Origin of the sequence: Arcobacter defluvii (assembly GCF_013201725.1) — a bacterium.
Classification (GTDB): Bacteria; Campylobacterota; Campylobacteria; order Campylobacterales; family Arcobacteraceae; genus Aliarcobacter; species Aliarcobacter defluvii.
The window spans coordinates 2,479,429-2,492,260 of the sequence record NZ_CP053835.1 but is presented as its reverse complement, the minus strand read 5'-3'; the positions used below and the strand labels follow the sequence as shown (position 1 = coordinate 2,492,260).

General features: G+C 30.8%; 8 protein-coding genes, 2 tRNA genes and 1 rRNA gene. 6 read left to right on the top strand and 5 right to left on the bottom strand.

Features of this window, described 5'->3' with window-relative positions; all coding sequences use genetic code 11:
* Positions 1 to 176 precede the first annotated feature (176 nt).
* From ADFLV_RS12420 to bioD, 5 genes are all read right to left on the bottom strand, one after another.
* Positions 177 to 1,160, bottom strand: a complete 984-nt coding sequence (locus ADFLV_RS12420) for an HpcH/HpaI aldolase/citrate lyase family protein (RefSeq protein ID WP_014475065.1) — start codon at positions 1,158 to 1,160, stop codon at positions 177 to 179.
* 29 nt (positions 1,161 to 1,189) lie between these two features.
* Positions 1,190 to 2,248 (bottom strand): MaoC family dehydratase, encoded by a 1,059-nt coding sequence (locus ADFLV_RS12415; protein ID WP_129011680.1) that lies wholly within the window; start codon positions 2,246 to 2,248, stop codon positions 1,190 to 1,192.
* Between the two features lie 10 nt (positions 2,249 to 2,258).
* On the bottom strand, positions 2,259 to 4,778 hold the full coding sequence (locus tag ADFLV_RS12410) for an aldolase/citrate lyase family protein (RefSeq protein ID WP_129011681.1): 2,520 nt from the start codon (positions 4,776 to 4,778) through the stop codon (positions 2,259 to 2,261).
* 21 nt (positions 4,779 to 4,799) lie between these two features.
* Positions 4,800 to 5,930 carry an HpcH/HpaI aldolase/citrate lyase family protein gene (locus ADFLV_RS12405; RefSeq protein WP_014475062.1) on the bottom strand — a complete coding sequence of 377 codons (1,131 nt, stop codon included), beginning with the start codon at positions 5,928 to 5,930 and terminating at the stop codon, positions 4,800 to 4,802.
* A gap of 307 nt (positions 5,931 to 6,237) precedes the next feature.
* The gene (gene bioD, locus ADFLV_RS12400; RefSeq protein ID WP_129011682.1) at positions 6,238 to 6,873 is read right to left on the bottom strand and encodes a dethiobiotin synthase; all 636 of its coding nucleotides are present in this window, start codon (positions 6,871 to 6,873) and stop codon (positions 6,238 to 6,240) included.
* Positions 6,874 to 6,945: 72 nt separating this feature from the next.
* Here bioD and ADFLV_RS12395 point away from each other — a divergent pair, with 72 nt between their 5' ends.
* From ADFLV_RS12395 to ADFLV_RS12370, 6 genes are all read left to right on the top strand, one after another.
* Positions 6,946 to 7,245, top strand: coding sequence for an ATP-dependent Clp protease adaptor ClpS (locus tag ADFLV_RS12395; RefSeq protein WP_014475060.1), 300 nt, complete (start codon positions 6,946 to 6,948; stop codon positions 7,243 to 7,245).
* A 3-nt stretch (positions 7,246 to 7,248) separates the two neighbouring features.
* Positions 7,249 to 9,477, top strand: a complete 2,229-nt coding sequence (clpA, locus tag ADFLV_RS12390) for an ATP-dependent Clp protease ATP-binding subunit ClpA (protein WP_129011683.1) — start codon at positions 7,249 to 7,251, stop codon at positions 9,475 to 9,477.
* A gap of 84 nt (positions 9,478 to 9,561) precedes the next feature.
* Positions 9,562 to 10,263 carry a c-type cytochrome gene (locus tag ADFLV_RS12385; protein ID WP_129011684.1) on the top strand — a complete coding sequence of 234 codons (702 nt, stop codon included), beginning with the start codon at positions 9,562 to 9,564 and terminating at the stop codon, positions 10,261 to 10,263.
* Between the two features lie 504 nt (positions 10,264 to 10,767).
* Positions 10,768 to 12,285, top strand: a 16S ribosomal RNA gene (locus ADFLV_RS12380).
* A gap of 96 nt (positions 12,286 to 12,381) precedes the next feature.
* Positions 12,382 to 12,458 (top strand) — tRNA-Ile (locus ADFLV_RS12375).
* A gap of 30 nt (positions 12,459 to 12,488) precedes the next feature.
* Positions 12,489 to 12,564 (top strand) — tRNA-Ala (locus ADFLV_RS12370).
* Positions 12,565 to 12,832 lie beyond the last annotated feature (268 nt).

Here is a 12,832-nt window from a genome sequence, read left to right as displayed (position 1 = left end):
TTTTTGCTTAGAAATTCAATTATTATACCAATGCACTTATGAAAATACTCTTTTTTAATCCATTGAAAAAGCGAATATTTATAAAAAGTGTTTAGTTTTGACATAGTAAAAAATTTATGTAGAAATTGTTTGTTTAAAAAAGAAACAAAAGCCCAAAAGGGCTAATGTTTAAAATATTAAGCGAAGAATCTTTTTTCAGTTTCATCAAATAATTTTGCACCTGAAAATTTAGCTCTTTGAACTAATTCCCAGAAGTATCTATAAGTTGCTCTGTCGTGTAATTCACCATCATATTGAATTGGTCCCCACTCAGCATCTTGTGCTTTAATTAAGATATTTTGTGCAGCTTCTAACTCAGTAAAATCTGGTTTCATAGCATCAACAATAGCTTGAACTTGAGTTGGGTAAATTGACCACATTCTCATGAATCCGAACTCATTTCTTGCTCTTTCAGCATCTTTATAAGTTTGGTATGGATTTTTTAAATCTAAAGTTACATTATGACAAGGAATAACTTTATTTTGAATAGCAGCTTGTGCAACTCTAGCTTTTGCAGCACCAATTAATCTATGATCAAATTGACCAGGGCTTCTCATATTAATAGCTGGAATTGCTCCTTGGTATCCTGAAACAAAGTCCATTAATCCAAAATCTAAAACTTGTAACCAAGGTAATGTAGCAATTTTTTCTACATCTTGTAATGCACCATGAGTTTCAATTAAAACGTGAATTGGAATTTCTCTACTAATTCCAGCTTCACGAGCCACTTTTTGAATATACTCAATTTGAGTTTTTGCATCTTCATAACAAGTTGATTTTGGTAATGTAATATATGCTAATTTCTCACCTGCTCCTGGAACTAAAATATCAATATCTTGTCTCCAATCTGGGTGACCATGGTCATGAATTCTAGTTCCAGCCATTGCATAAGGATTTTCAGCAGAATTAACAACTCTAACGATCATTTGAGCATGTTCAACTTCTTTACCAGTTTCAGCACCATCTTCGCAGTCACAAGTAATATCAAAAACTGGACCTAATTTTTTTTGCATTTCAAAACCTTTTAGGATTAGCTTTTCGCTTCCTGCAAAGTGTTCACAAGTTGGGATAATTGGTAAAGATTTACCATTTTCAAATAAAGCTTCGCTTGGGTGTGTCATATTTTTTCCTTTTTATTAAAATTAAATTTTTATTTTTTTTCTGTAATTTTTTTTGGGATTACAATAGTGTAATCTAAATCTAAAACAACATTTGGTAAATATTTACCATCTTCACCTTTTGGATTAGGAGTCTCTTTAGGAGTTTGATTTTTTAAACCAATAGTTCTAACTCTTAATAATCCAATATCATCTCTATTTACTTCAATTTTTTCTAAAATTTCAGTATAAGCATAAATAGTATCACCTGCATACGTTGGGTTAGCATGAGCTCCACTGTTTATTGCACATACCCATTGAGCATTCTGTAAACCATTAAATGAAATAGCTCTTGCCATTGAAATAATGATTCCTCCATACATTAATCTTTGACCCATAGGAGTTGATTTCATCATATGGTCATTGAAATGTACTTTTGCATTGTTTTGGTATAACTTAGTTGCAAGTGTATGGTCACTATTATCAACTGTAATTCCCTCTGGATGGTCTAATCTTTCACCTGTTTCATAATCTTCAAAGAAATATTTTCCACCAGTTGAATTTGTATCAACAGTTTTTATAGTTGGAATATTGATTTGCGAAATTGGTGTTGTTTTTGCAAAAGTTGGTACTTCATTGATTCCACTTAAAGTTTCTTTGTCTTTTTTGTGAACCATAACCCATCTTTTGAAGTTTAATACTTCATCTCCATTTTGATTTACACCAATAGAATGAACATAAACAACTCCACTTTTACCATTTGAATTCTCTTTTAATCCAATAACTGTTGAAGTCATAGAAACTGTATCTCCAACATATACAGGATTCGGAAAAGACATCTCAGCATATCCTAAATTTGCGATAGCATTTAAAGAAATATCTTGAACAGATTTCCCAAATGTTAAGTGAAACATTAAAATATCATCAAGTGGTCTTTTTTCATAACCCATTTCCTTTGCTACTAAATCAGAAGAGTGTAGTGCAAATCTAGAGCCAGTAAAAGCGATGTATAAAGATACATCTCCTTCACTGATTGTTCTTGGAAGTGGATGAACAATTTTTTGACCAATTGAAAAATCTTCAAAAAAGTTACCCATATTGATTTTAGACAAATTAAACTCCTTATTTACCAAATAAATTTTGACCTAATGATTTGTATGTTTCATACAATGTTATCATTTTTTTAGCCCATTTGATTTTTGAAGAATCAACTAATTTATCATTATGTAAAATTACTTCTTTACCTTCTTTAGCTGCTTCTTCATATTTTAAAATCATTGCTTCATAATCTTCAACTTCAGATTGTTTTGGAGTGAAAATATCATTGATATATTCAATTTGAACTGGATGAATAAGTGATTTACCATCAAATCCTAGATTAAATGCATCTTTTGTTGAATCTTCACAAGCAAACTCATCATGTACGTCAAAGTGTGGTCCATCAATTACAGTTTTTCCATATGCTTTTGATGCAAGTGCAATTTGCGATAAGTAATTAAACATCGCTTTTGAACCTTTTTTAATATCAATTTGAAGTCTATTTGCAAGTTTGTTTGAACCAACAACAACAACTTCAACTTTAGGGCTTGCTGCACAAATTTCATGTATATTTAAAACAGCTAAAGGAGTTTCAATCATAATCATTAAAGATAAATTAGGGTTTACTTCTTCAATTAATCTTACTGCTTCTAAAACATCCTCTTTAGATTGAATTTTTGAAAATAATAACGCATCAAGTTCAATCTCTTTTGCTAATGCTAAATCTTTTGTTGCATCTTCACTTCCAAGATTATTTATTCTTAAAATTCTTTCACTTTCACCAAATTTTGCACCACTTTCTTTATAAACTTCTCTTATTGTTTGTCTAGCTGGTTCTCTTTGTTCTTGTAAAATTGCTTCTAAATCAAAAATTACACTATCTGCTAAAACTGTTTTTGCTTTTTCAACATTGTGTTTGTTGTAAGCTGGAACAAATAACATAGAACGTCTAGCTTTGTATTCAACAACTTTTGTTCCTGTTTCAATTGCATGATATTGTTCATGTAATTGTTTTACAAGTTGTTTTCTTAAAACTTTTCCATTTTTTGTTCTTGGATAATCAAGCATTGCAAAAATCTCTTTTGGAGCTTTATATTTTGCAAGATTTGCTTGAGCAAATGCTAAAATTTCTGCTTGTTTTTCAGCTGATAATTCTTCATGCCCAATAACAGCAATTGCAACTATTGTTTTATCTTTTCCAATATCAAGTCCAAATGCAACACAATCTGCAACTGCATCATGAGTTTTTACAACTCTTTCGATTTCATGTGGAGATACTCTAAATCCAAATGTATTGATAATATCATCTTTTCTACCGATAAACCAGATATATCCATCTTTATCTTTTCTCGCATAATCTCCTGTAAAGAAATATCCATCATGTCTTGATTTTGCAGTCTCTTCTTCTAATTGCCAATATTCTAAGAATAATCCTGGATCATCTTCACCAATACAAATCATACCTTCTTCTTCAACTCCAACTTCTTCTAAAGTTTCAGGGTCTAAAAGTTTTACGATATGTCCTGGTTGAGGGAAACCTGCACTTCCTGGTCTAATTGGATTATATTTAGAGTGAGAAATATAGTAAGAACACTCAGACATTCCAATTGCTTCATAAATATCTTGTTTAAATCTTTCTCTCCATAATCCTAACATTTCATCTGATAAATGCTCACCCGCAGACATACAATATCTTAATGATGGACAATCATCAAGTGTAAAATCTGTTTTTTGAATAATTTGTCTATAAATTGTTGGAACTCCAATAAAAATTGTACATTGGTGTTTTTTAATTAAATTAATCCAAGTTGAAGCATCATTTGCACCTTCATATGCAATAACTGTATGACCATTAAATAATGGATCCATAAGCGCTGATCCTAAAACATAAGTCCAGTTAAATTTACCAGAGTGCATGATTCTGTCATTTTCTTTAAAATCAAACCAATAATCAGTTGCTGGTTTTCTTCCAATTAGTGATCTATGTGAATGTAAAACACCTTTTGGATAACCAGTTGTTCCTGATGTATATACTAAATACGCAGGTTCACCTGATTTTGAATTATAATGATTTGGTGTTGCATCTGTATTTTTGAAAATTTCATTTAATGAATAAACATTAATATCTTTTGGTTTTTTAAGATTTTCAACACTATCAATTCCTGCAACAACTATAGTTTTTAAATTATCTAAATTTTCTAAATATGGAACTAAGTTTTCATACATAGTAGCACTTAATACAATCGCTCTTGCTTGAGAATCTTCAGCAAGATATTTAACTTCACTACCACTTAAAAGTGTTGAAGTTGGAACTGCAATAATTCCAGCTTTCATAGTTCCAAAAAATGAAATAGGGTATGCTAAAGAGTTTTTTAAACAAACTAATACTCTATCTCTTGGCTCTAGTCCAATTCCTGTAAAGAAATTACAAACTTGGTCAGATTTTTTTGCTAACTCTTTATAAGTTATCTCATCAGTTCCTAGTTTATCATCTTCAATAATCATCGCAATATTGTTTTCTTTTGCTGTTCCAATATGTGCTGATGTACAAGCTACCCCAATATTTAAAAATTCTGGTACTTCTATTTTAATTGTATTACTCATAATATAAATCTCCTTACGAAATTACAGTTGACCGTATGGCCAGTTTTCTTTAAATGTATGAATTGGCATTTTGTTTAATACAGATAATGCAAATAATTCATCTTCTTTTGATAAACTTCTTAACGCATAAGCTCTTAAGATGTTTTGTAAAGATTTCCCAAACATTGGTGGATCTAACATTTCACCTTCATATCTAATAGCACCACTTAAAAGTGCATCTGCTTCAATTGCAGCTTTTAAGATAGATACATCTTTTGCAATTTCATTTGGACTTGGAGTAAATGCAACTTTACAAACATTGATATGGTTTGGAGTAATAACTTGTTTACCTGTTAATCCCATTGCATTTTCTCTAATAGCATGAGAATAAACATGTCTTGAAGCCTCATCACCATGTAAATCTAACCATCTTCTAATATCTTTTTTCTCAACACAATTATCAGGTAATGAATGTGGTGTAAGCATAACTTCAACTCCACCAATAACTCCTTTACCTTTAATTCTTGCTTCCATTGTAAGCATATTAAAGAAAGTTTCTAATTCATCAATCCATCCTTTTGGTGTGATTTTATAAGCCATTGCTTTTGAAAAATCGTGAATACCAAATACGATATGTTTAACAGTAGAATGATCCATTAATCTATCAGCAATTTGTAATGACTTTGGATGTTCAACAATTGGTTGAATTGTTAAATTACTTCCAATAGAAATTAACCAAGAAGATAAATCTCTGATTTCAGCACTTCCATAAACTTCTCCTGCTTTTGCTAAAACAATAACGTCGATATATTTATGAATTTGTTTTAACATTTTTAAATCTTCTTCATACTCTTCAGTTCTAAAAGGATTTATTCTTACAGCTATTTGAAAGTTTCTTTCAGGAAATTTTGGTAATTCTTGAATTAATAATTCTCTACTCATAGCTTTTTGTCTACATCCATCTTCTAAGTCAAATAAAACTGTATGAGCTTTTGTTTTATAAGCATGTTTTTGTAATCTTAATTTTGCTTGTTCCATACTTTCATATGTTCCATCTAATGGATTAAATTTTATTGGTGGGTAATAAATTTGAATACCAGGCCAATATCCACCTAAAATTGGTGTTAAATCATCATTTGCTGTTAATTTAGATAAATCTATTGCAGAAGTCATTTTTTATCTACCTTTCATTATTTGATTTTTATACTATTTTGTTTCATGTTTGTAAAAATATTATTATACATAAAACCAACGGGAAAGTTATACACCATTTAAAATGAATTGTTTTTATGTCTTTTGAAATAGTAAATAAATTTAAGTTTAGAATTTAAAAATGGCTTCTAAAGCCTATAATAAGGGAAAGAAAACTTAAACTTATGTATAAAAAATGTCAAATTTTGATAAAAAGCTAGTAAAAATTAAGAGTAAAAAAATCGTAAATTAAAAAAAAATTGGAAAATTTTTCCAATTTTTTTATTTTTTACAGATTTTGTAAAAAATTTAACTCTCCAAAATAGTCAAGTAAAAATGGTTTTGAAACTTCATCAAATGTATCAATATCTTGAAATAAATTTATAAAAAATTCAAAATCAATATTTCTATTTTTTAAAGCTTCAATTGAAAGTAGGGTGTCATTTATAGAACCTAATTTTGAAGGAGTAATCAAAAAAGCCTCACTTTGAAATATATTTATTAAATCTATCATAAATATATTTTCTTTTACTGGAACCATAAGTCCACCAGCTCCTTCAATTATTAACACATCACAAAAAGATTGTAAATACTTTTTTTTATCTTTTAAAAGTTCTATATCAATAATTGTATCTTTTGAAGCTACATAAGGAGCAGCAGGAAGTCTGAATTGATATGGAACAACATCATTTAAAGTAACATTTTTAAAATCATTATTTAACTCTTTTGTTAGTTCAAACATTTTTGAACCATCAAGTGGTTTATCAATTACTCCTGTTTCACAGGGTTTAAAATAACCAACTTTTAAACCAGCATTTGCAAAAAATCTTAAAAATTTTTCACAGGCATAAGTTTTACCTACATCAGTATTTGTAGCACTTATAAATATAGATTTGTTTAAATAATAATTAACATCTTTTTTCATTATTCTCTCTTTTTTGTTATAATAGTTCGTTTTTTTAATAAAAAAGAAATTTTATCAAAATAAAGGTTTGATGTGAGTAATGAAATAGAAATAGAATTAAATGATGATTTAGATTTACAAGAGCCAAAAAAATATAATGTGTATCTTTTAAATGATGATTTTTCTACAATGGATTTTGTAATTGATGTATTAGTAAAAGTATTTAGAAAAAGTGTAGATGAAGCTTCAACAATAATGTTGAATATTCACAATAATGGGAAAGAGTTATGTGGAACTTATACTCATGAAATAGCATCAACAAAAGTTGCACAAGTAAAAACAATGGCTAGAGAAAAAGGCTTTCCTTTAAAAGCTATTATGGAAGAAGAATAAAAAATGATAAGTAAAGAATTAAGAAATATTTTTGCACAAGCTGTAGGTTATGCAAAAAGTAGTAAACATGAATATTTAACAGTTGAACACGTTTTTTTGATGTTAATACATGACCAAACAATAGAAAATCTTTTTATTGATTTAGGTGTAGATACATCAAAACTTTTTGATGAATTAAAAAAATATATTGATGAAAATACACCTAGATTTCCAACTGAACAAAATATAAACGAAGAACCAATGGAAACATTGTCTTTAGCTTCAACTATTGAATATATGGTTTCACATACACAAAGTAGTGGAAAAACAAATGCAAATGTTGAAGATATGTTTGTTGCAATTTTAAAAGATGAAAACTCTTATGCAACATATTTATTGAAAAAATTAGGAATACAAAGAGTTGATATTCTAGAAGAAATTTCACATAAAGATAATGATGATGAAGAAGAGAGTTCAGAAAATAGTACAGATAATGATAATAAAGTTTTAGATAAAAATTCTACTGAACTTGTTGCCTTAGCAAAAAAAGGTGAAATAGACCCAGTTATTGGAAGAGAAAAAGAAGTTTCAAGAGTAATTGAGATTTTAAGTAGAAGAAAGAAAAATAATCCTATTTTAGTTGGAGAACCTGGAGTTGGAAAAACTGCAATTGCAGAAGGATTAGCTTTGCAAATTGCTCAAGAGAAAGTTCCAGAGTTTTTATTAAAATCAAAAGTATTTTCTTTAGATATGGGTTCAATGTTAGCTGGAACTAAATATAGAGGAGATTTTGAGAAAAAATTAAAAACTCTTTTAAAAGAAGTATCTAAAATAAAAAATGCAATTTTATTTATAGATGAAATTCATACAATTGTAGGAGCTGGAAGTGTTGGTGGAAGTGCTATGGATGCTTCAAATATTTTAAAACCAATGCTTGCAAATGGAAAATTAAGATGTATTGGTGCAACAACTTTTAGTGAATTTAGAAATGATTTTGCAAAAGATAAAGCACTTAGTAGAAGATTTGCAAAAGTAGATGTTGATGAACCAAGTATTGAAGATTCTATTTTAATTTTAGAAGGTTTAAAATCAAAATATGAAGAGTATCATGGAGTTAAGTATTCAAAAAGTGCAATTTCAAGTGCAGTTGAACTTAGTAAAAAATATATTACAGATAGATTTTTACCTGATTGTGCTATTGATGTTATTGATGAGGTTGGAGCTTCTAAAAAAATTAGTTTATCAACAAGTTTAAAAACAAAATCTGAAACTAATATAACTATTACTTCAAAAGATGTAGAAACAACAATAGCAAAAATGGCACATATACCTGAAAGAAGTGCTACAAAATCAGATTTAACTCTTTTAAAATCTTTAGAAAAAAATATGCAAAAAAGAGTTTTTGGTCAAGATAAAGCAATAACAACAATTGTTCAATCAATAAAAAGAAATAAAGCAGGTCTTGGACTTGATAAAAAACCAATTGGAAGTTTCTTATTTAGTGGACCAACTGGAGTTGGAAAAACAGAAGTTGCTAAAGAGTTATCAACTCAATTAGGTATTCATTTTGAAAGATTTGATATGAGTGAATATATGGAAGCTCATACTGTTTCAAGACTTATTGGCGCACCAGCTGGTTATGTTGGATTTGAACAAGGTGGCCTTTTAACAGAAGCTATTAGAAAACATCCTCATACGGTTTTATTATTAGATGAGATTGAAAAAGCTCATCCTGATTTGATGTCTATTTTACTTCAAGTTATGGATAATGCTGAACTTACAGATAATAGTGGAAATAAAGCAGATTTTCAAAATGTAGTTTTAATTATGACATCAAATCTAGGTGCAACAGAAGCAAATGTAATGGGATTTGCAAAAAATGAAAAACTAAATGAGAATAAAGCAATAAATAAATTCTTTGCACCAGAGTTTAGAAATAGACTTGATGCAGTTGTGACATTTGATTCATTAAGTATGGATATCGTTGCAAAAGTTGCAGGTAAATTTATAGAAGATTTAGAAAAACAATTAGTTGATAAAAAAATTAAAATTGAAATTAGTGCAAAAGCTAAAAAAGAGTTAGCAACACTAGGTTATGATAAAGCAATGGGCGCAAGACCATTAAATAGAGTTATTTCAGATAAGATAAAAAATCCTTTAACCGATGAGATATTATTTGGAAAACTTAAAAAAGGTGGAATAGTAAAAATTGATTTTGATAAAGAATTTACTTTTTTATATGAAAGTTTGTAACACAATTTTTATACAAAAGTTTAGTTATAATAAAAAAAGTTGTTTTTAACGATTAAAGAAAATTATATTGATAAGGATTTTAAAATGAATAAAATTTTATTAGGTTCAGCTGTAACTGTGCTATTATTAGCAGGATGTGGAGAAGAAAAAAAAAGTACTTCTCAAGAAACTACTACAGCTGAAGTTACTACTAAACAAGAAGCACCAACTAAAGAGGTAGTAAATGAAGCTCTTAAAGATGTAGCACAAACAGTTTCAACAGCAGCAAATGAAGTTTCAAATACAGTTGTAGAAACTACTAATAAAGTTATAGAAAATAGTGCAAATACAGTGAATGAAACTACGACAGAAGCTGTTGAAACTGCAAAAAATATTGTTTCAGCTGGAACAGCAGAGATAAAAGAGACATTAAATAATACTGTAGCAATAACTGATGAAAAAGTTAATGATGTAAAAAATGTAATAACAGATACAAAAAATGAAATTAAAGAATCTGTATCAAATGCAGAAACAGCAATATCTAATGAAGAAGTAGTTCATGATGGTCCAAAAGGAGAATTATTATTTAAAGCATGTGCTTCATGCCATGGTCAAAAAGCTGAAAAAGAAGCTTTAGGTAAATCTCAAATTATTGCTGGCTGGGATAAAGAAAAAATAATAAATGCATTACATGGGTATAAAGATGGAACTTATGGTGGAATTATGAAAAATATTATGAAAGGGCAAGTTGATTCTAAAACTGATGCAGAAATTGATGCATTAGCTACATTTATATCTAATTTATAATCTACAAATTAAAATAAACGTAAATATAAAAGGTTTTTTACCTTTTATATAATACTTCCAAATCACTTTTCATCAATAAATTTACAAAAACCCAAGAAAAAGCGATAAAAAGATAGTAAAAAGAAGTAAAAGTGATAAAAAGAGGATAAATTTAAAAATTTAAGCTACATTTCAGCGTTAAGGTATTGACAAGCTAATAAAAATCTATTATAATTCCCGTCCAATTTGACTGGAACGCTTCAAACGAAAAGTGAGAAGAGATACGCTTCAATCGAGAGGGAATGATCTTTAAAAATAATTATAAACGTTTGTAAAGTAATCTTTATAAACCGAATATGAGACTCTTATAAAAATCTATGTTTATTTAGATTAAAAATAAGAATAAATGTTAAATAAAAATATAAAAACAAGAAATTTGGTAAAACAAATGCTTGTCTATAAAATTTGAGTGATAATTTTGTAATTGAAGAGTTATAAAATTTGTCAGTTTCAAAAGCTCTATAATTTATGGAGAGTTTGATCCTGGCTCAGAGTGAACGCTGGCGGCGTGCTTAACACATGCAAGTCGAACGAGAACGGATTATAGCTTGCTATAATTGTCAGCTAAGTGGCGCACGGGTGAGTAATGTATAGATAACCTGCCCTCTAGAAAGGAATAACAGATGGAAACGTCTGCTAATGCCCTATATGCCTTTAATACATAAGTATGCAAGGGAAACGCTTTAGTGCTAGAGGATGGGTCTGTATGGTATCAGCTTGTTGGTGAGGTAATGGCTCACCAAGGCAATGACGCCTAACTGGTTTGAGAGGATGATCAGTCACACTGGAACTGAGACACGGTCCAGACTCCTACGGGAGGCAGCAGTGGGGAATATTGCACAATGGACGAAAGTCTGATGCAGCAACGCCGCGTGGAGGATGACACATTTCGGTGCGTAAACTCCTTTTATATAGGAAGATAATGACGGTACTATATGAATAAGCACCGGCTAACTCCGTGCCAGCAGCCGCGGTAATACGGAGGGTGCAAGCGTTACTCGGAATCACTGGGCGTAAAGAGCGTGTAGGCGGGTATACAAGTCAGAAGTGAAATCCAATAGCTTAACTATTGAACTGCTTTTGAAACTGTATACCTAGAATGTGGGAGAGGTAGATGGAATTTCTGGTGTAGGGGTAAAATCCGTAGAGATCAGAAGGAATACCGATTGCGAAGGCGATCTACTGGAACATTATTGACGCTGAGACGCGAAAGCGTGGGGAGCAAACAGGATTAGATACCCTGGTAGTCCACGCCCTAAACGATGTACACTAGTTGTTGTGAGGCTCGACCTTGCAGTAATGCAGTTAACACATTAAGTGTACCGCCTGGGGAGTACGGTCGCAAGATTAAAACTCAAAGGAATAGACGGGGACCCGCACAAGCGGTGGAGCATGTGGTTTAATTCGACGATACACGAAGAACCTTACCTGGACTTGACATAGTAAGAACTTTCTAGAGATAGATTGGTGTCTGCTTGCAGAAACTTATATACAGGTGCTGCACGGCTGTCGTCAGCTCGTGTCGTGAGATGTTGGGTTAAGTCCCGCAACGAGCGCAACCCTCGTCATTAGTTGCTAACAGTTCGGCTGAGAACTCTAATGAGACTGCCTACGCAAGTAGGAGGAAGGTGAGGACGACGTCAAGTCATCATGGCCCTTACGTCCAGGGCTACACACGTGCTACAATGGGGTATACAAAGAGCAGCAATACAGTGATGTGGAGCAAATCTCAAAAATATCTCCCAGTTCGGATTGTAGTCTGCAACTCGACTACATGAAGTTGGAATCGCTAGTAATCGTAGATCAGCTATGCTACGGTGAATACGTTCCCGGGTCTTGTACTCACCGCCCGTCACACCATGGGAGTTGAACTCATTCGAAGCGGGGATGCTAAAGTAGCTACCTTCCACAGTGGATTCAGCGACTGGGGTGAAGTCGTAACAAGGTAACCGTAGGAGAACCTGCGGTTGGATCACCTCCTTTCAGAGAATTAAGTTAAGATTCGATTCTTAACTTAAAACTAAAAAGAAAGAGTTTTTATATTCGGTTTATAAAGATTATTTAAATAGGTAGTAAAAGGGGCCTATAGCTCAGCTGGCTAGAGCGCTCGACTGATAATCGTGAGGTCTCAGGTTCAAGTCCTGATAGGCCCACCATTAAATAATCTAGAAAGATTAATTTAGGTTGGGGAATTAGCTCAGCTGGGAGAGCGCCTGCTTTGCACGCAGGAGGTCAGCGGTTCGATCCCGCTATTCTCCACCACCTATTAAGAGTAAATGCGTAATAATTAATTTATAGAGTGATAAAGAAGTTAAATATAAGTTCAAAGGATATTGAATTTATATTTGATTTTCGAATCAAAATGATATTTAAAAATATAATGTTAAAGTCTTTAATTTTTTCGTAAGAATTAGATAACAGAAATGTTAAATAATTTAAAACAAAAAAAATTTCATATCTAAGAAATTAGATAGAACACAACATTATTTTATTGGATATATTTTAAATAATATGTTTAATAAGATAGTAG

Bases quoted from the DNA above. Each gene is read 5' to 3' on its own strand.
- ADFLV_RS12420 (WP_014475065.1), bottom strand. From the start codon at position 1,160: ATGACACACCCAAGCGAAGCTTTATTTGAAAATGGTAAATCTTTACCA.
- ADFLV_RS12410 (WP_129011681.1), bottom strand. From the start codon at position 4,778: ATGAGTAATACAATTAAAATAGAAGTACCAGAATTTTTAAATATTGGG.
- ADFLV_RS12405 (WP_014475062.1), bottom strand. From the start codon at position 5,930: ATGACTTCTGCAATAGATTTATCTAAATTAACAGCAAATGATGATTTA.
- bioD (WP_129011682.1), bottom strand. From the start codon at position 6,873: ATGAAAAAAGATGTTAATTATTATTTAAACAAATCTATATTTATAAGT.
- clpA (WP_129011683.1), top strand. From the start codon at position 7,249: ATGATAAGTAAAGAATTAAGAAATATTTTTGCACAAGCTGTAGGTTAT.
- ADFLV_RS12385 (WP_129011684.1), top strand. From the start codon at position 9,562: ATGAATAAAATTTTATTAGGTTCAGCTGTAACTGTGCTATTATTAGCA.